The sequence below is a fragment of the Pseudomonas sp. 31-12 genome, from assembly GCF_003151075.1.
Taxonomy (GTDB): Bacteria; Pseudomonadota; Gammaproteobacteria; order Pseudomonadales; family Pseudomonadaceae; genus Aquipseudomonas.
This window is the reverse complement of sequence record NZ_CP029482.1, coordinates 2,204,394-2,223,249: the sequence shown is the minus strand read 5'-3', so window position 1 is coordinate 2,223,249 and position 18,856 is coordinate 2,204,394. Positions and strand designations below refer to the sequence as shown.

The 18,856-nt window shown below is 60.2% G+C and carries 14 protein-coding genes; 6 read left to right on the top strand and 8 right to left on the bottom strand.

All coding sequences use genetic code 11. From position 1 onward, the window contains the following. Positions 1–14: 14 nt before the first annotated feature. On the bottom strand, positions 15–2,390 hold the full coding sequence (gene ppsA / locus DJ564_RS10370; protein WP_109628842.1) for a phosphoenolpyruvate synthase: 2,376 nt from the start codon (positions 2,388–2,390) through the stop codon (positions 15–17). A gap of 174 nt (positions 2,391–2,564) precedes the next feature. Here ppsA and DJ564_RS10365 point away from each other — a divergent pair, with 174 nt between their 5' ends. Then, positions 2,565–3,383, top strand: a complete 819-nt coding sequence (locus tag DJ564_RS10365; protein ID WP_084318745.1) for a pyruvate, water dikinase regulatory protein — start codon at positions 2,565–2,567, stop codon at positions 3,381–3,383. Positions 3,384–3,501: 118 nt separating this feature from the next. On the opposite strand, the gene prpD is transcribed toward DJ564_RS10365, so the two are convergent. The 6 genes from prpD to DJ564_RS10335 form a co-directional block, all read right to left on the bottom strand. Next, on the bottom strand, positions 3,502–4,986 hold the full coding sequence (gene prpD, locus DJ564_RS10360) for a 2-methylcitrate dehydratase (RefSeq protein WP_109628840.1): 1,485 nt from the start codon (positions 4,984–4,986) through the stop codon (positions 3,502–3,504). A 211-nt stretch (positions 4,987–5,197) separates the two neighbouring features. Then, positions 5,198–6,388, bottom strand: coding sequence for a 2-methylaconitate cis-trans isomerase PrpF (gene prpF, locus DJ564_RS10355; protein ID WP_109628837.1), 1,191 nt, complete (start codon positions 6,386–6,388; stop codon positions 5,198–5,200). A gap of 55 nt (positions 6,389–6,443) precedes the next feature. After that, positions 6,444–9,038, bottom strand: coding sequence for a Fe/S-dependent 2-methylisocitrate dehydratase AcnD (gene acnD, locus DJ564_RS10350; protein ID WP_109628835.1), 2,595 nt, complete (start codon positions 9,036–9,038; stop codon positions 6,444–6,446). 205 nt (positions 9,039–9,243) lie between these two features. After that, positions 9,244–10,371 (bottom strand): 2-methylcitrate synthase, encoded by a 1,128-nt coding sequence (gene prpC / locus DJ564_RS10345; protein WP_109628833.1) that lies wholly within the window; start codon positions 10,369–10,371, stop codon positions 9,244–9,246. A gap of 57 nt (positions 10,372–10,428) precedes the next feature. Continuing rightward, entirely contained in the window at positions 10,429–11,319 is an 891-nt protein-coding gene (gene prpB, locus DJ564_RS10340; protein ID WP_010456549.1) for a methylisocitrate lyase, read from the bottom strand. Beyond that, on the bottom strand, positions 11,316–12,035 hold the full coding sequence (locus DJ564_RS10335) for a GntR family transcriptional regulator (RefSeq protein ID WP_178082343.1): 720 nt from the start codon (positions 12,033–12,035) through the stop codon (positions 11,316–11,318). Before DJ564_RS10335 ends, prpB begins: the two co-directional genes overlap by 4 nt. A 302-nt stretch (positions 12,036–12,337) precedes the next feature. On the opposite strand from DJ564_RS10335, the gene DJ564_RS10330 reads away from it, so the two are divergent. From DJ564_RS10330 to pabB, 4 genes are all read left to right on the top strand, one after another. After that, the gene (locus DJ564_RS10330; protein WP_109628829.1) at positions 12,338–12,874 is read left to right on the top strand and encodes an ATP-dependent zinc protease; all 537 of its coding nucleotides are present in this window, start codon (positions 12,338–12,340) and stop codon (positions 12,872–12,874) included. Between the two features lie 5 nt (positions 12,875–12,879). Further along, the gene (locus DJ564_RS10325; protein WP_109628827.1) at positions 12,880–14,415 is read left to right on the top strand and encodes an inactive transglutaminase family protein; all 1,536 of its coding nucleotides are present in this window, start codon (positions 12,880–12,882) and stop codon (positions 14,413–14,415) included. After that, positions 14,415–15,401, top strand: coding sequence for an alpha-L-glutamate ligase-like protein (locus tag DJ564_RS10320; protein ID WP_109628825.1), 987 nt, complete (start codon positions 14,415–14,417; stop codon positions 15,399–15,401). Before DJ564_RS10325 ends, DJ564_RS10320 begins: the two co-directional genes overlap by 1 nt. Before the next feature lie 248 nt (positions 15,402–15,649). Further along, positions 15,650–16,987, top strand: a complete 1,338-nt coding sequence (pabB, locus tag DJ564_RS10310) for an aminodeoxychorismate synthase component I (protein ID WP_109628823.1) — start codon at positions 15,650–15,652, stop codon at positions 16,985–16,987. Between the two features lie 152 nt (positions 16,988–17,139). Here pabB and thrH read toward each other — a convergent pair whose 3' ends face one another. Beyond that, entirely contained in the window at positions 17,140–17,757 is a 618-nt protein-coding gene (thrH, locus tag DJ564_RS10305; protein ID WP_109628821.1) for a bifunctional phosphoserine phosphatase/homoserine phosphotransferase ThrH, read from the bottom strand. 173 nt (positions 17,758–17,930) lie between these two features. Between thrH and DJ564_RS10300 the strand changes: the two genes are divergently transcribed. Then, positions 17,931–18,671, top strand: coding sequence for a phosphoadenylyl-sulfate reductase (locus DJ564_RS10300; protein WP_109628819.1), 741 nt, complete (start codon positions 17,931–17,933; stop codon positions 18,669–18,671). Positions 18,672–18,856 lie beyond the last annotated feature (185 nt).

The window sequence follows — 18,856 nt, the reverse complement described above, 5'->3', positions numbered from 1 at the left end:
AGGCTTCATTCACATCAAGCCGAAGCCTGACCTTCAGCCAGGAAGAACCAGGTTTCCAGTACGGAATCGGGGTTCAGCGAAACGCTTTCGATGCCCTGCTCCATCAGCCATTTGGCCAGATCAGGGTGGTCCGAAGGGCCCTGACCGCAAATGCCGATGTATTTGCCGGCCTTGTTGCACGCGGCAATGGCGTTGGCCAGCAGCTTCTTGACCGCCGGATTACGCTCGTCGAACAGGTGAGCGATGATCCCGGAGTCACGGTCCAGGCCCAGCGTCAGCTGAGTCAGGTCGTTGGAGCCGATGGAGAAGCCGTCGAAGAACTCGAGGAATTCTTCAGCCAGGATCGCGTTGGACGGCAGTTCACACATCATGATGATGCGCAGACCGTTCTCGCCGCGAGCCAGCCCGTTTTCGGCCAGCAGATCGATCACCTGGCTCGCTTCGCCCAAAGTACGGACGAACGGCACCATGATTTCAACGTTGGTCAGGCCCATCTCGTTACGCACGCGCTTGAGCGCGCGGCATTCGAGTTCGAAGCAGTCACGGAACGCTTCGCTGATGTAACGCGAGGCACCGCGGAAGCCCAGCATCGGGTTTTCTTCTTCCGGCTCGTAGAGCTTGCCGCCGATCAGGTTCGCGTATTCGTTGGACTTGAAGTCCGACAGACGCACGATGACCTTTTTCGGGGTGAACGCAGCGGCCAGGGTGCTGATGCCTTCGACCAGTTTATCGACATAGAAGCCGACCGGATCGTCGTAACCGGCAATGCGTTTGTCGACGCTGTCCTTGATGTCCTGCGGCAGACCGTCGTAGTTCAACAGCGCTTTGGGGTGGACACCAATCATGCGGTTGATGATGAATTCCAGGCGGGCCAGGCCCACACCGGCGTTCGGCAGTTGCGCGAAGTCGAATGCACGATCCGGGTTGCCGACGTTCATCATGATCTTGAACGGCAGATCAGGCATGGCGTCCACGGAGTTTTTCTTGATGTCGAAGCCCAGTTCGCCTTCGAAGATGTAACCGGTGTCGCCTTCAGCACAGGACACGGTCACGCCCTGGCCGTCTTTCAACAGCTGGGTGGCGTTGCCGCAACCGACTACAGCCGGGATGCCCAGTTCGCGAGCAATGATCGCCGCATGGCAGGTACGACCGCCGCGGTTGGTGACGATCGCGCTGGCGCGCTTCATGACCGGTTCCCAGTCCGGGTCGGTCATGTCAGAGACCAGTACGTCGCCTGGCTGGACTTTGTCCATCTCGGACACGTCCTTGATGATGCGGACCTTGCCGGCGCCGATGCGCTGGCCGATGGCGCGACCTTCAACCAGTACGGTGCCGGTTTCTTTCAACAGGTAGCGTTCCATGACGTTGGCCGAGGTACGGCTCTTCACGGTTTCAGGACGGGCCTGAACGATGTAGAGCTTGCCGTCGTCGCCGTCTTTGGCCCATTCGATGTCCATCGGGCACTTGTAGTGTTTCTCGATGATCATCGCTTGCTTGGCCAGTTCGCTGACTTCGGCGTCGGTCAGGCAGAAACGGGCGCGATCAGCCTTGTCAACGTCGATGGTCTTGACCGACTTGCCGGCCGTAGCCACTTCGCCGTAGATCATCTTGATGGCCTTGCTGCCCAGGTTGCGACGCAAGATGGCCGGACGACCGGCTTCCAGCGTGCCTTTGTGGACGTAGAACTCATCCGGGTTCACCGCGCCTTGTACGACGGTTTCACCCAGGCCGTAGGCGCCGGTGATAAACACCACGTCACGGAAGCCCGATTCGGTATCGAGGGTGAACATCACGCCGGCAGTGCCGGTTTCGGAGCGGACCATGCGCTGCACACCAGCCGACAGGGCCACCAGCTTGTGGTCGAAGCCCTGGTGGACGCGGTAGGAAATCGCGCGGTCGTTGAACAGGGAGGCGAACACCTCTTTGGCGGCGCGAATGACGTTTTCGACACCACGGATGTTCAGGAAAGTTTCTTGCTGACCGGCGAAGGAAGCGTCCGGCAGGTCTTCGGCGGTAGCGGAAGAGCGCACGGCCACTGCCATGTCAGGGTTGCCGGCCGACAGCGTGGCGAACGCGGTGCGGATCTCGGCGTTGAGCTTCTCGGGGAATTCGGCTTCCATGATCCATTGACGGATCTGGGCGCCAGTCTTGGCCAGGGCGTTGACATCGTCGACGTCGAGAGCGTCGAGGGCGGCGTGGATCTGATCGTTCAGGCCGCTCAGTTCCAGAAAATCACGATAAGCCTGAGCTGTCGTGGCGAAGCCACCGGGCACCGATACACCGGCGCCTGCGAGGTTACTGATCATCTCGCCCAGGGATGCGTTCTTGCCCCCTACGTGCTCTACATCATGGACGCCGAGCTTATCGAGGGAAACTACGTACTCTACCAAGGTGATCTCTCCACTAACTGTGTTGGAAAAGCTCAGAAGCCGGCGGCTCGGGGGAGCGTTTACCGGCTGTATGGCCTGGACCTGGAAAATAAGTGAGAATGCGGGCCACTGGCGGCCGGCAAATCGCGCCTATCATATCCAGAAATCTTCACTAGCTTAAGGCCCAAGGTGCAAATGAAACGATCTGCTTTCTTTATTTCCGACGGCACCGGCATCACAGCCGAAACCCTCGGCCAAAGCCTCCTGGCGCAGTTCGAAAACATTACCTTCAGCAAATTCACGCGTCCGTACATCGATAACGTGGATAAAGCGCGGGCCATGGTACAACAAATCAACAAAGCCGCCGAAACCGACGGCTTCCGGCCGATTATCTTTGACACCATCGTCAATCAGGACATCCGTGAGATCCTCGCAACGTCCAATGGTTTCATGATCGACATTTTCTCGACCTTCCTGGCGCCGCTTGAACAGGAACTGACCGAGCATTCTTCCTACACCGTCGGCAAGTCCCATTCCATTGGCGGCAACTCCAATTACATGGAACGCATCGAGGCGGTGAACTTCGCCCTCGACAACGACGACGGCGCCCGCACGCATTATTACGACAAGGCCGACCTGATCCTAGTGGGCGTGTCGCGTTGTGGTAAGACGCCGACGTGCCTGTACATGGCCATGCAATTCGGCATCCGCGCGGCCAACTACCCGCTGACCGAAGACGACATGGAACGCCTGACCTTGCCGAACGCCCTGCGTGCTCACCAGCACAAGCTGTTCGGCCTGACCATCGACCCGGACCGTCTCACCGCCATCCGCAACGAGCGCAAGCCCAACAGCCGCTATTCGAGCTACGCCCAGTGCGAGTTCGAAGTGCGCGAGGTGGAAAACCTGTTCCGTCGGGAGAACATTCCCAACATCAACTCCACGCATTTTTCCGTAGAAGAAATTTCCGCGAAGATCCTCGTCGAAAAAGGTGTTGAGCGGCGGTTCAAGTAACTCTCCATTGCCTGCTATGGCCTCATCGCCAGCAGGCTGGCTCCCACAGTTGATCTGCGGTGAACACAAATCAACTGTGGGAGCTAGCCTGCTAGCGATTGAACGATAACGCGGTCCTCTAGATAACAAACAAATCCACAAACCGATTAACAGGCGTCGCTTCAAGCGCTGCCTGATCCTTGCACAACTCGAAAATCTCCTCACTGCGCTGCGCGGTGAAGCGTGTCGCCAGGTTCGCCCTGAACTTATCCTCCAGCAACGGAATCCCGTCAGCACGGCGACGCCGATGGCCAATCGGGTACTCGACCACCACGTTCTCGGTGCTTGAACCGTCCTTGAAAAACACCTGTATTGCGTTGGCGATGGAGCGCTTGTCAGCTTCCAGATATTCGCGGGTGAATCGCGGCTCTTCAACGATGATCATTTTTTCCCGCAGCACGTCGATGATCGGATGCGCCGCATGGAAGTCATCTTCGTATTGCTCGGCGACCAGGTTGCCAAACGCCAGCGGCACGGCAGTCATGTACTGAATGCAATGATCGCGGTCCGCGGCATTGGCCAACGGGCCAACCTTGGAAATGATGCGGATCGCCGATTCGTGGGTGGTGATGACGATCTTGTCGATTTCATGCAGGCGGTTTCTAACCTGTGGATGCAGGGTCACCGCCGCTTCGCAGGCGGTTTGCGCGTGGAATTCCGCTGGAAAACTGATTTTGAACAGCACGTTTTCCATCACGTAGGTGCCGTAGCTGCGGGAGAAGCTGAACGCGCGCTTGTCTCCCGGCTTGAGCGCCAGATCGTTGTTGGTGTGGCTAAACAACACGTCGTAAAAACCCCACTGCTTGGCCGTCAGCACGCCGGGAATACCCATCTCGCCGCGCATCGCAATGTCCGCCAGGCGCACGCCCCGGCTGGACGCATCGCCCGCTGCCCAGGATTTGCGCGACCCGGCATTCGGCGCATGCCGATAGGTGCGCAGCGCTTGCCCGTCGGCAAAGGCGTGGGACAACGCTGACAGCAGTTGCGCGCGATTGGCGCCCATGAGTTTGGCGGTGACGGCGGTCGAGGCGACTTTCACCAGGATGACGTGATCGAGCCCTACACGATTGAAGGAGTTTTCCAGGGCGATCACGCCTTGAATCTCGTGGGCCATGATCATGGCTTCGAGCACCGCGCGGATGGTCAGCGGCGCATCGCCATTGGCCAGGCGCTTTTGTGACACGTGGTCGGCCACCGCAAGAATCCCGCCGAGGTTATCGGACGGGTGGCCCCACTCGGCTGCGAGCCAGGTGTCGTTGTAGTCGAGCCAGCGCACGATGCAGCCGATGTCCCACGCCGCTTTGACCGGATCGAGCCGGAAACGGGTGCCGGGAACCCGCGCGCCGAACGGGACGACGGTGCCTTCGACGATCGGGCCGAGGTGTTTGGTGCATTCGGGGAAACGCAAGGCCAGCAGGCCGCAGCCGAGGGTGTCGATCAGGCAGTTGCGAGCGGTGTCCAGCGCTTCCTTGGATTCGATTTTGAAGTTGAGGACGTAATCGGCGATGTCCTGCAGGACGGTGTCGTAGTCGGGGCGGTTGTTCAGGTCGACGTTGGTGCTCATGTTCGATTCACTCGGTTAGTGCTTCGTTGATGGGACCTCGGTTCAGGGCAATCTCAGCGGGATACTGCTTTCTTATTTTGGAATACGGTCAACTGTGGGAGCGGGCTTGCCCGCGATAGCGGTGTATCAGCCAACATAGATGTTGAATGTGAAGGCCTCATCGCGAGCAGGCTCGCTCCCACAGGGTTTAGTGTTTATTTCTGGATTTGCGTCAGAACGAATCACCCGGCACGCGCACGAAGCCTTCCATCAACACCCGCGCACTGCGGCTCATGATGGCTTTGTTCACGGTCCATTCGCCGTTGACCTGGCTGGCCTCGGCGCCCACGCGCAAGGTGCCGGACGGATGCCCGAAGCGCACGGCGTTGCGTTCGATACCGCCCGCCGCCAGGTTGACCAAGGTGCCGGAAATCGCCGCTGCCGTACCGATTGCAACCGCCGCCGTGCCCATCATCGCGTGATGCAGTTTGCCCATCGACAGTGCGCGCACCAGCAGGTCGACATCACTTGCCTTAATCGCCTTACCGCTGGACGCCACGTAGTCCGCCGGCTTGGACACGAAGGCCACCTTTGGCGTGTGCTGACGCTTGGTCGCTTCGTCCAGGTCCTTGATCAAGCCCATGCGCAGCGCGCCATAAGCACGGATGGTCTCGAACATCAGCAACGCTTTCGGATCGCCATTGATCGCGCCCTGCAACTCGGTGCCGGTGTAACCGATGTCTTCGGCGTTGACGAAAATCGTCGGGATGCCGGCGTTGATCATGGTCGCCTTGAAGGTGCCGACGCCGGGCACTTCCAGGTCATCCACCAGGTTGCCGGTGGGGAACATCGAACCACCGCCGCCCTCTTCTTCCGCCGCCGGGTCCATGAATTCGACCTGCACTTCGGCGGCGGGAAAGGTCACGCCGTCGAGTTCGAAATCACCGGTTTCCTGCACTTCACCATTGGTGATCGGCACGTGGGCGATGATGGTCTTGCCGATGTTGGCTTGCCATACGCGCACCACGGCAACGCCGTTGTGCGGAATGCGACTGGCGTCTACCAGACCGTTGCTGATGGCGAACGAACCGACCGCTGCAGAAAGGTTGCCGCAATTACCGCTCCAGTCGACGAAAGGCTTGTCGATCGAGACCTGACCGAACAGGTAATCGACGTCGTGATCAGCCTTGGTGCTTTTCGACAGGATCACGGTTTTGCTGGTGCTGGAGGTCGCACCGCCCATGCCGTCGATTTGCTTGTCGTACGGGTCGGGGCTGCCAATCACGCGCAGCAACAAGGCATCGCGTGCCGGGCCGGGAATCTGTGCCGCTTCGGGCAGGTCTTTCAGGCTGAAGAACACGCCTTTGCTGGTGCCGCCGCGCATGTAGGTGGCGGGGATTTTGATCTGAGGTGCGTGAGCCATGGTGCTCCTTCAAAGCGGACACGGGACTCAACATCCCGTGTCCGCACGTCGTGATTTAGACGGCGACGGCCGATTCCAGGAAGTCCTGCGCGAAGCGCTGCAACACGCCGCCGGCCTCGTAGATCGACACTTCTTCGGCGGTATCGAGGCGGCAAGTCACCGGCACTTCGACGCGTTCGCCGTTCTTGCGGTTGATCACCAGCGTCAGGTCGGCGCGCGGTGTGCGCTCACCGATGACGTCGTAGGTTTCACTGCCATCGATGCCCAATGTGTGACGGTCGGTGCCCGGTTTGAACTCCAGCGGCAACACGCCCATGCCCACCAGGTTGGTGCGGTGGATGCGCTCGAAACCTTCGGCGGCGATCGCTTCTACACCGGCCAGACGCACGCCCTTGGCCGCCCAGTCGCGGGACGAACCCTGACCGTAGTCGGCGCCGGCAATGATGATCAGCGGCTGCTTGCGTTCCATGTAGGTTTCGATGGCTTCCCACATGCGCATGACTTGGCCTTCCGGCTCGACGCGGGCCAGCGAACCTTGCTTCACCTTGCCGTTTTCCTGAACCATTTCATTGAACAGTTTCGGGTTGGCGAAGGTTGCACGCTGGGCGGTCAAGTGATCACCGCGGTGGGTCGCGTAGGAGTTGAAGTCCTCTTCCGGCAGGCCCATTTTCGCCAGGTATTCACCGGCGGCGCTGTCGAGCATGATCGCGTTCGACGGCGACAGGTGATCGGTGGTGATGTTGTCCGGCAGCACCGCCAGCGGGCGCATGCCCTTGAGCGGACGGGCACCGGCCAGTGCGCCTTCCCAGTACGGCGGACGGCGGATGTAGGTGCTCATTTCGCGCCAGTCGTACAGCGGCGTGACTTTCGGGCCGGTGTCTTCGTGGATGGCGAACATCGGAATGTAGACCTGACGGAACTGCTCCGGCTTGACCGACGCTTTGACCACTGCGTCGATTTCTTCGTCGCTCGGCCAGATGTCTTTCAGGCGGATTTCCTTGCCGTCTGCGTCCAGGCCCAACACGTCTTTTTCGATGTCGAAACGGATGGTCCCGGCGATGGCGTAAGCGACGACCAATGGCGGCGAAGCCAGGAACGCGTTCTTGGCGTACGGGTGAATCCGGCCGTCGAAGTTGCGGTTGCCGGACAACACAGCGGTGGCGTAAAGGTCGCGGTCGATGATCTCTTGCTGGATCACCGGGTCGAGCGCGCCGGACATGCCGTTGCAGGTGGTGCAGGCGAAGGCCACTACACCAAAACCCAGTTGCTCCAGTTCGTCGGTCAGGCCTGCTTCGTCGAGGTACAGCGCCACGGTTTTCGAGCCCGGCGCCAGGGAAGATTTGACCCACGGCTTGCGGGTCAGCCCGAGTTTGTTCGCGTTGCGCGCCAGCAGGCCGGCGGCGATCACGTTGCGTGGGTTGCTGGTGTTGGTGCAGCTGGTGATGGCGGCGATGATTACCGCGCCGTCCGGCATCTGGCCCGGCACGTCATCCCACTGACCCGAGATGCCTTTGGCCGCCAGATCCGACACCGCGACACGGGCGTGCGGGTTGCTCGGGCCAGCCATGTTGCGCACCACCGAGGACAGGTCGAAGGTCAAGCCGCGCTCGTATTGCGCGTCTTTCAGGCTGTCAGCCCACAGGCCAGTGGTCTTGGCGTAGTTCTCGACCAACTGCACTTGCTCGTCTTCACGGCCGGTGAGTTTGAGGTAGTCGATGGTTTGCTGATCGATGTAGAACATCGCCGCCGTGGCGCCGTATTCCGGGGCCATGTTGGAGATGGTCGCGCGGTCGCCCAGGGTCAGCGCCGCGGCGCCTTCACCGAAGAACTCCAGCCATGCACCGACGACTTTTTGCTGACGCAGGAACTCGGTCAGCGCCAGCACCATGTCGGTGGCGGTGATGCCCGGTTGCAGCTTGCCGGTCAGTTCAACGCCGACGCTTTCCGGCAGGCGCATCCAGGAAGCGCGGCCGAGCATCACGCTCTCGGCTTCCAGGCCACCGACACCGATGGCGATCACGCCCAGCGCATCGACGTGCGGGGTGTGGCTGTCGGTGCCGACGCACGTGTCGGGGAACGCCACGCCGTCACGCACCTGGATTACCGGAGACATTTTCTCCAGGTTGATCTGGTGCATGATCCCGTTGCCCGGTGGAATCACATCAACGTTCTTGAAGGCCTTTTTGGTCCAGTTGATGAAGTGGAAACGGTCTTCGTTGCGACGGTCTTCGATGGCGCGGTTCTTCTCGAACGCCTCCGGATCGAAGCCACCGCGCTCGACGGCCAGGGAGTGGTCGACGATCAATTGCGTCGGCACCACCGGGTTTACTTGCGCCGGGTCGCCACCTTGCAGGGCGATGGCGTCACGCAGGCCGGCGAGGTCGACCAGCGCGGTCTGGCCGAGGATGTCGTGGCAGACCACGCGGGCCGGGAACCACGGGAAGTCGAGGTCGCGTTTGCGCTCGATGAATTGCTTCAGGGATTCGGTGAGCGTGGCCGGGTCGCAGCGACGCACCAGGTTTTCCGCCAGAACGCGGGAGGTGTACGGCAGGGTGTCATAGGCGCCGGGCTGGATGGCTTCGACAGCCGCGCGGACGTCGAAGTAATCCAGATGGCTGCCGGGCAGCGGTTTGCGGAATTCAGTGTTCATCGTCAGGACTCGGTCACGGTAATTGCAAAAGGTGGGGCCTGGCACAGGGCTTGAAGTTCACACCGCCCCCTTGTAGGAGCGAGCCTGCTCGCGATAGCGGTATATCAGTCGACATTGATGTGAATGTCAGTCCGTCATCGCGAGCAGGCTCGCTCCCACAGGGGTTTTCGGTTCCTTCAGCTACCGATGTTCAGGCCCCCACCATTCAGCGTTGTTCGATTGGCACGAACTTGCGCTGTTCGACGCCGACGTACTCGGCGCTTGGGCGGATGATGCGGTTGTTGGCACGTTGCTCGAACACGTGCGCTGCCCAGCCAGTCAGGCGCGAGCAGACGAAGATCGGTGTGAACAATTTGGTCGGGATGCCCATGAAGTGGTACGTCGACGCATGGTAGAAGTCGGCGTTCGGGAACAGTTTTTTCTGCTCCCACATGGTGGCGTCGATGGCTTCGGAAACCGGGAACAGCACGGTGTCGCCCACTTCTTCAGCGAGTTTTTTCGACCAGCCCTTGATCACCTCATTGCGCGGATCGTTGTCCTTATAGATCGCGTGACCGAAGCCCATGATCTTGTCCTTGCGCGCCAGCATGCCAAGGGTGCCCTCAACGGCCTCTTGAGGCGACGAGAAGCGCTCGATCATTTCCATCGCCGCTTCGTTGGCGCCGCCATGCAACGGACCACGCAGCGAACCGATGGCGGCAGTGACGCAGGAATACATGTCCGACAGTGTCGAAGCGCATACCCGTGCGGTGAACGTCGAGGCGTTGAACTCGTGTTCCGCGTAGAGGATCAGCGAAACGTTCATCACCTTGACGTGCAACTCGCTCGGCTTCTTGTCGTGCAGCAAGTGCAGGAAGTGGCCGCCAATGGATTGTTCGTCGCTCACGCAGCTGATGCGTTTGCCGTCGTGGCTGAAGCGATACCAGTAGCACATGATCGCCGGGAACGCGGCCAGCAGACGGTCGGTCACGTCGTGTTGTTCGGAGAAGTCTTTCTCCGGTTCGATGTTGCCCAGGAACGAGCAACCGGTGCGCATCACGTCCATCGGGTGGGCGTCGGCGGGGATGCGTTCCAGCACTTCTTTGAGCGCTTGCGGCAGGTCGCGCAGCTTGCCCAGTTTGCTGATGTAAGCGGCGAGCTGCGCTTTAGTTGGCAGTTCGCCGTAAAGCAGCAGGTAAGCCACTTCTTCGAACTGTGCGTCAGCCGCCAGTTCGCGAACGTCGTAGCCACGATAGGTCAGGCCTGCGCCCGACTGGCCCACGGTTGACAGAGCGGTTTGCCCGGCAACCTGGCCACGGAGCCCGGCGCCACTGAGTACTTTTGCTTCGGCCATTGCTGTCTCCAGTTTTCTTGAATTTGTTAGGGAATCGGCAAGTTGTTGAGTGGTGCCTTACTTCTTCGCAGCAAACAACGCATCGAGCTTCTGCTCGAAGGTGTGGTAGTCGATGCGATCGTAGAGCTCCATGCGGGTTTGCATGGTGTCGATGACGTTCTGTTGCGTGCCGTCGCGGCGGATCGCGGTGTAGACGTTTTCCGCGGCCTTGTTCATGGCACGGAAAGCCGACAGCGGGTACAGCACCAGCGACACGTCGGCAGCGGCGAGTTGCTCGGTGGTATACAGCGGGGTCGCGCCGAATTCGGTGATGTTGGCCAGGATCGGCGCTTTCACGCGGTTGGCGAACAGTTTGTACATGTCCAGTTCGGTGATGGCTTCCGGGAAGATCATGTCGGCGCCGGCCTCGATGCACGCCGCGGCACGATCCAGAGCAGATTCCAGACCTTCCACCGCCAACGCATCGGTGCGGGCCATGATCACGAAGCTGTCGTCGGTGCGCGCATCAACAGCCGCCTTGATCCGGTCGACCATTTCCTGCAGCGACACGATCTCTTTATTAGGACGGTGACCGCAGCGCTTGGCGCCGACCTGGTCTTCGATATGAATCGCTGCCGCGCCGAACTTGATCATCGACTTGACGGTGCGCGCGACGTTGAACGCCGAGGAACCGAAACCGGTGTCCACGTCCACCAGCAGCGGCAGGTCGCACACGTCGGTGATGCGACGCACGTCAGTCAGCACGTCGTCCAGACCGGTGATGCCCAGGTCCGGCACGCCGAGGGAGCCGGCAGCCACCCCGCCACCCGACAGGTAAATAGCCTTGAAACCGGCGCGCTTGGCCAGCAACGCGTGGTTGGCGTTGATCGCGCCGACCACTTGCAGCGGATGTTCGCTGGCGACCGCATCGCGGAAACGCTGGCCTGGAGTGCTCTTGTTGGAACTCATGACTCACCTCGTTCAGTGGCTGTCTGGTTAGCGCCGTCCTGGTAGTGACGGGCGATATTGCGTTTGGAGGCGCCGATGTGGCGGCGCATCAACAACTCGGCTAGCTCACCGTCACGGTCGGCGATGGCGTCGAGAATTCGGTGGTGCTCGGCAAAGGCCTGGTGCGGGCGATTGGGTGTGGTGGAAAACTGGATGCGGTACATGCGCACCAGCTGATAGAGCTCGCCGCAGAGCATTTGCGTGAGGGTGCGGTTGCCGCTGCCCTGGATGATCCGGTAATGGAAGTCGAAGTCGCCTTCCTGCTGGTAATAGCCAACGCCTGCCTGAAACGCCTCATCGCGCTCGTGGGTTTCGAGGACCCGGCGCAGTTCGTCGATTTCTTCGACGGTCATGCGCTCGGCCGCCAGGCGGCAAGCCATGCCTTCGAGCGATTCGCGAATCTCGTAGAGTTCCAGCAGCTCGGCATGGCTCAGCGAAACCACCCGCGCCCCGACGTGCGGCACGCGGACCAGCAGGCGCTGGCCTTCCAGACGATGGATCGCCTCGCGCAACGGCCCGCGGCTGATGCCATAGGTACGGGCCAGTTCCGGCTCGGAGATCTTGCTGCCCGGGGCGATCTCGCCTTTGACGATGGCCGCCTGAATACGGCGGAAGACGTTTTCGGACAGCGTCTCCGAATCGTCTTGCGTTATCACCGGGGGATCGAGTTGATCCAGCATATTGTCGACACCTTGAAAGCCAATGCCGCAAAAACTAGCGAAAACAGGCGCAACAGTCAAAGGATAAATAGGTATTGTCGACAATCGTCTAATAACCGACTGCACCACAAGGAAGCAGCCCCTCTGTTTATAGCCGCCTGCCAGCGGTGGCGCCATAAACCCACCGTGCTAGAATGCCGCCCGCATTTGTTTGTGACATCTGCACGGCTTGTCAAAAATAGTTGATAGGCATACGAGGGAGCTTGCGCAGCGATGCCAGGGCCTTGAATCGAAGTACGGACCGCTGCGCACCAGGATTTATGAGACTCAAGCCCTTCCCCACCTTCCTTTATCTTCTTTGCCTGCCCGGTTTCGCCGCGGCGGGGGAAAAGACCGTGTACGGCCTCAACGAGTACGCGTCTCTGAACGGCATCAACCTGGAAGTCGCCGCCAAACTCGACACCGGGGCGAAAACAGCGTCCTTGAGTGCCCGCGATATCAAACGCTTCAAACGCAATGGCGAGTCCTGGGTACGCTTTTATCTGGCCATCGACGCCGCGCATTCGCACCCCATCGAACGGCCACTGGCCCGTGTGAGCAAAATCAAGCGCCGTGCTGGCGACTACGACCCGGATGAAGGCAAGAAGTACACCGCCCGTCCGGTGATCGAGCTGGATATCTGCATGGGATCGGCTTTACGCAGCATAGAAGTGAACCTAACTGACCGAAGTGCCTTCCAATATCCGCTGCTGATCGGCTCCGAAGCGCTGAAACGCTTCGACGCGCTGGTCGACCCCAGTCTTAAATACGCTGCTGGCAAACCCGCCTGCGCCACCGACGCACATACCGCAGAGTAATTCCAATGCGCTCTCTTACCCTTCACCTGAAATTCCTGATCGCCATCCTGGTGGTGCTGGGCATTTCAGTTACGGCCTATCAGATTTTCGTGCTCGGCATTCCCGTGACCGAAGACGCCACCGACGACTTGTGGAACATCGACGCCAAGGTCGAGTTCGTCGCCAGTGCCAAAGACCCGGTCAAGATCCAGATGTTCGTGCCGCCGCTGAGCCGCGACTACGTCAGCCTCAACGAGAGTTTCATTTCCAATAACTACGGCGTGGCCGTGAACCGCGTCGACGGCAACCGCAAGGTGACCTGGTCGGCGCGCCGGGCCAAGGGCAATCAGACCCTTTATTACCGCCTGGTGCTGACCAAGCGCTACACCGGCGAAAAATCCAAGGTCAAAGGCCCGACCTTCCGCGACAGCATCGCCGTCGAAGGCGCGGAAAAAGTCGCCGCCGAAGCGCTGCTCGCGCCAATCCGCCAACACTCGGCCGACGTCGAAACCTTCATCGGCGAAGCCATCAAGCGTGTCAACAATCTCAACGACGACAACGTGAAGCTGTTGCTGGGTGGCGATCCGTCCCCTGGACACAAAGCGAAAATCGTCGAGCTGGTCCTGTCCATCGCCCACGTGCCGGTGGAAAAGGTCCACACCATTCGTCTGGTGGCCGACCAGCCGCAAACACCGGAACTCTGGCTGCGCAGTTTCAATGGCACCGACTGGCTGTACTTCAACCCGGAAACCGGCGAACAAGGCCTGCCGACCGACCGCCTGCTGTGGTGGACGGGCGACGAAAACCTGATCACCGTCGATGGCGGCAAGAAAGCCAACGTGACGTTCAGCCTGAACAACAGTGAAATGAACGCGATTCGCCTGGCCAAGCTGACCGACGAAAACACCGACGCCAACTTCCTCGAATACTCGCTGTACGGTCTGCCGCTGCAAACTCAGCAGACCTTCATGATCATGGTGATGATCCCGATCGGCGTGCTGGTGATCCTGATCCTGCGCAACCTGATCGGCTTGCAGACCCTTGGCACCTTTACCCCGGTGCTGATCGCCCTCGCCTTCCGCGAAACCCAGCTCGGCTTCGGCATCGTGCTGTTTACGGTCATCACGGCGCTGGGGCTGTCGCTGCGCTCCTACCTTGAACACTTGAAGTTGCAGATGCTGCCGAGGCTGTCGGTGGTGCTGACGTTCGTGGTGGTGCTGATCGCGGCGATCAGCCTGTTCAGCCATAAACTCGGCCTGGAACGCGGGCTGTCCGTGGCGCTGTTCCCGATGGTGATTCTGACCATGACCATCGAACGCCTGTCGATTACCTGGGAAGAACGCGGTTCCGGGCATGCGATGAAAGTGGCAATCGGTACGCTGTTCGCCGCCGCCCTGGCGCACCTGATCATGAGCGTGCCGGAGCTGGTGTACTTCGTGTTCACCTTCCCGGCGATCCTGCTGATCCTGGTGGGCTTCATGCTGGCGATGGGTCGTTATCGCGGTTACCGCCTGACCGAACTGGTGCGTTTCAAGGCTTTCCTGAAAAAGGCTGACGCCTGATGTTCGGCTTCTGGAAGACCTGGAAGGCCCTGGAAGCCCGGGGCATCATGGGGATCAATCGGCGTAACGCGGACTACGTGCTCAAGTACAACAAGCGCAGCCTGTACCCGATCGTCGATGACAAGATCATCACCAAGGAGCGCGCAATCGCCGCCGGCATTCATGTGCCGGAACTGTATGGCGTGATCTCCACCGAGAAGGAAATCGATAACCTCGACAAGATCATCGGCGGGCGCACCGACTTCGTGATCAAGCCGGCCCAGGGCGCGGGCGGCGACGGCATCATTGTGGTTGCCGACCGTTTCGAGGGCCGTTATCGCACGGTGTCCGGCAAGATCATCAGCCATGAGGAAATCGAGCACCATGTCTCCAGCATCCTCACCGGCCTGTATTCCCTGGGCGGTCACCGCGACCGTGCGCTGATCGAATACCGCGTGATCCCGGACCAGATCTTCAAAAGCATCAGCTACGAAGGCGTGCCGGACATTCGCATCATTGTGTTGATGGGCTATCCGGTGATGGCGATGTTGCGCTTGCCGACGCGCCAGTCCGGCGGCAAGGCCAACCTGCACCAGGGCGCCATCGGCGTCGGCGTCGACCTCGCGACCGGGCAGACTTTGCGCGGCACGTGGCTGAACAACATCATCACCAAACACCCGGACACCACCAATGCGGTGGACGGCGTGCAACTGCCCTACTGGGACGGTTTCATGAAACTCGCTGCCGGCTGTTATGAGCTGTGCGGCTTGGGCTACATCGGTGTCGACATGGTGCTCGACCAGGAAAAGGGCCCGCTGATTCTTGAGCTCAATGCCCGGCCTGGTTTGAATATCCAGATTGCCAACGATTGCGGCCTGACGCTGCGCACCCATGCGGTTGAAGCGCGGCTGGAAGCGCTGAAGGCGCGCGGGGTTGTTGAGACAGTTCAGGAGCGGGTTGAGTTTGTTCAGGAGATGTTTGGGCATATTCCTGCCGTCGAAGGCTGATCCTTTGTGGCGAGGGAGCTTGCTCCCGCTCGGCTGCGAAGCAGTCGTAAACCGGCTGATGCGATCTGCCTGATACTCCCAAGGTGAATGATCCGGGGGCTGCTTCGCAACCCAACGGGAGCAAGTTCCCTCGCCACAGGTTTCGTATTGCCGCTGCTAATCGGTCAGTTCCCGACATCCCCTCTAGGAGCAAATCCTGCAGAGGACTACAATCGCCACCCCGCCTCGATGGCTGATCTGCCCCGCCCATGTTGACCTGTTCCGTACACTCGCTGCCCTATCGCGCCAACCCCGCCGAGTACTTCGCGGCGATTCGTCATGCCCCCGGCGCCGTGCTGCTCGACAGCGGCCGGCCCACCGCTGATCGCGGGCGTTTTGACCTGCTCAGCGCCTGGCCGCTGGAGCAGTTGGCCGTATTACCGGACGAGAGCGGCCTGCATTTCCTGCAACGCCTTCGCGACAATCTGGCGCGACTCGGCGAAGCGGCCGTTCCCGAAGAGCTGCCGTTCGCCGGTGGCCTGATCGGTTACCTGAGTTATGACTTCGGCCGGCATCTGGAAGATCTGCCGAGCCAGGCGCAGGACGACCTGCAACTGCCCGACGCGCGTTTCGGGCTGTATGACTGGGCATTGATCAGCGATCACCAATTGAGTACAAGTCAGTTGGTCTTCCACCCGTCCTTGGTCGACAGCGAGCGCCAACGCTTGATCGCCTTGTTCAGTCATTCGACGGTTGAACCGATCGAGCCGTTCAAGCTGAAAGCGCCGATGAAGGCCGATCTGAGCACCGATGAATATCGCCACGCCCTGGAACGCATTCAGCAATACATTCAGGCCGGCGATTGCTATCAGGTGAACTTCGCCCAGCGTTTCCGGGCTGAATGCCAAGGCGATCCGTGGGCCGCGTATGTCGCGCTACGAGCCGCATGCCCGACACCGTTTTCCGGTTTCCAGAGCCTGCCCGACGGCGGCGCTGTGTTGAGCCTGTCTCCTGAGCGCTTCGTCAAAGTCAGCGAACGTCACGTGGAAACCCGCCCGATCAAAGGCACCCGCCCGCGCGGCCTGACGACTGCCGAAGACGCCGCCAACGCCGCCGAACTGCTGGCCAGCCCCAAGGATCGTGCGGAAAACCTGATGATCGTCGACCTGCTGCGCAACGACCTCGGCCGCACCTGCCGCATCGGTTCGGTGCGGGTACCGGAGTTGTTCAGCCTGGAAAGCTATCCGAACGTGCATCACCTGGTGAGCAGCGTGACTGGCGAGCTGGCGGATGACCGGGACGCGCTGGACCTGATCGCCGGCAGTTTCCCGGGCGGCTCGATTACCGGTGCGCCGAAGATTCGGGCCATGCAAATCATCGACGAACTGGAGCCGACCCGGCGTGGGTTGTATTGCGGTTCGTTGCTGTACCTGGACGTGCGCGGCGAGATGGACAGCTCCATCGCCATTCGCAGTTTACTGGTCAAGGATGGGCAGGTGTGCTGCTGGGGCGGTGGCGGGATTGTTGCGGACTCGGAGTGGCAGGCCGAGTATCAAGAGTCGATTACCAAGGTGAAGGTCCTGCTCGATACCCTGCAAAACCTTTGATTCCGGGCTTTTGTGGCGAGGGAGCTTGCTCCCGCTGGGGTGCGAAGCGCCCCCAAAACCAGGCACAGCGCATCGTCAGATAGAACGCGTGCGCCGCATTGACGACTGCTGCGCAGCCGAGCGGGAGCAAGCTCCCTCGCCACAGGTTGTGCTTACAGACTTAGGGCCCGATTCGAAGCCTTGATGAACTCCTGCTTCAAATCCTCAAAGCTGTGCACCGCTGGAAACTGCGGAAACTCGCGAATCACATTGTCCGGCGCGTGAAACAGAATCCCCGCATCCGCCTCACCCAGCATGGTGGTGTCGTTGTAGGAATCCCCCGCCGCAATCACCCGGTAATACAGACTCTTGAACGCCAGCACCGACTGCCGCTTCGGATCTTTCTGACGCAACTGATAGCTCGTCACCCGCCCTGAATCGTCGGTAATCAGGCGATGGCACAGCAACGTCGGGAAACCCAGCTGACGCATCAGCGGCTGGGAAAATTCGTAGAACGTGTCCGACAGAATCACTACCTGAAAGCGCTCACGCAGCCAGTTGACGAACTCGATGGCGCCGTCCAGTGGCTTCAGCGTAGCGATCACTTCCTGAATGTCAGTGAGTTTCAAGCCGTGTTCGTCGAGAATCCGCAGGCGCTGCTTCATAAGCACGTCGTAGTCGGGAATGTCCCGGGTGGTCGCCCTCAGGGATTCAATACCGGTTTTTTCAGCGAACGCGATCCAGATTTCCGGGACCAGTACACCTTCGAGATCCAGACAGGCAATTTCCACAAGACACTCCCATTTGTATTGATTATTGAGTCGAGCGAGTAAAAGGACTGCCGAACTCTAGCGACTCAAGCTGCACCGCGCAACGCAGAGGGCGCGCCAGGCGTTGCAGGATTTTGTTACCATCGGCCCTATATAGAGCGCCCAGCGCCACCGACCTGTAGGAAGCCGCCCTGATGAGCCCATCGTTCGATGTCGTGGAACTCGCCACGACCTATGCCAACAAATCCGCCCAGGACATCCTGAAACTCGCGTTTGACGAGTTTGGCGATGACCTGTGGATATCTTTCAGCGGCGCCGAGGACGTGGTGCTGGTGGACATGGCCTGGAAGCTGAACAAGAACGTCAAGGTGTTCAGCCTCGACACCGGCCGCTTGCATCCGGAGACCTACCGCTTCATCGATCAAGTGCGTGAGCACTACAAGATCAACATCGAACTGGTGTCGCCGGACTACACGAAACTTGAACCGTTCGTGAAGGAAAAAGGCCTGTTCAGTTTCTACAAGGACGGCCACGGCGAGTGCTGCGGCATCCGCAAGATCGAGCCGCTGCGCCGCAAGCTGTCGGGCGTGAGCGCCTGGGCCACCGGCCAGCGTCGGGACCAGAGCCCGGGTACCCGCAGTGCTGTGGCGGTGATGGAAATCGACACCGCCTTCTCCACCCCGGAACGCACCCTGTACAAGTTCAACCCGCTGGCGCAGATGACCAGCGAAGAGATCTGGGGTTACATCCGCATGCTCGAACTGCCGTACAACAGCCTGCACGAGCGCGGCTTCATCAGCATTGGCTGCGAACCCTGCACCCGCCCGGTGCTGCCAAACCAGCACGAACGTGAAGGCCGTTGGTGGTGGGAAGAAGCGACGCAGAAAGAATGCGGGTTGCATGCGGGGAATATCATCAGCAAATCCAAGGCATAACCTCCAGCCTTGTGGAGATCCAAATGTGGGAGCGGGCTTGCTCGCGAATAGAGCGTCTCAGTCGACATCAGCGTTTGCTGAGACACCGCTTTCGCGAGCAAGCCCGTTCCCACAGGTTCTGTGACCTGCCTCAAAGATGTGTACACAAATATCACCATAGGTGCCATTTTTGTGTGCACTTTTCA

Excerpts from the sequence above, each read along its gene's own strand:
- DJ564_RS10365 (WP_084318745.1), top strand. The coding sequence starts at position 2,565 with ATGAAACGATCTGCTTTCTTTATTTCCGACGGCACCGGCATCACAGCC.
- prpD (WP_109628840.1), bottom strand. The coding sequence starts at position 4,986 with ATGAGCACCAACGTCGACCTGAACAACCGCCCCGACTACGACACCGTC.
- prpF (WP_109628837.1), bottom strand. The coding sequence starts at position 6,388 with ATGGCTCACGCACCTCAGATCAAAATCCCCGCCACCTACATGCGCGGC.
- acnD (WP_109628835.1), bottom strand. The coding sequence starts at position 9,038 with ATGAACACTGAATTCCGCAAACCGCTGCCCGGCAGCCATCTGGATTAC.
- prpC (WP_109628833.1), bottom strand. The coding sequence starts at position 10,371 with ATGGCCGAAGCAAAAGTACTCAGTGGCGCCGGGCTCCGTGGCCAGGTT.
- prpB (WP_010456549.1), bottom strand. The coding sequence starts at position 11,319 with ATGAGTTCCAACAAGAGCACTCCAGGCCAGCGTTTCCGCGATGCGGTC.
- DJ564_RS10330 (WP_109628829.1), top strand. The coding sequence starts at position 12,338 with ATGAGACTCAAGCCCTTCCCCACCTTCCTTTATCTTCTTTGCCTGCCC.
- DJ564_RS10325 (WP_109628827.1), top strand. The coding sequence starts at position 12,880 with ATGCGCTCTCTTACCCTTCACCTGAAATTCCTGATCGCCATCCTGGTG.
- DJ564_RS10320 (WP_109628825.1), top strand. The coding sequence starts at position 14,415 with ATGTTCGGCTTCTGGAAGACCTGGAAGGCCCTGGAAGCCCGGGGCATC.
- pabB (WP_109628823.1), top strand. The coding sequence starts at position 15,650 with ATGTTGACCTGTTCCGTACACTCGCTGCCCTATCGCGCCAACCCCGCC.
- DJ564_RS10300 (WP_109628819.1), top strand. The coding sequence starts at position 17,931 with ATGAGCCCATCGTTCGATGTCGTGGAACTCGCCACGACCTATGCCAAC.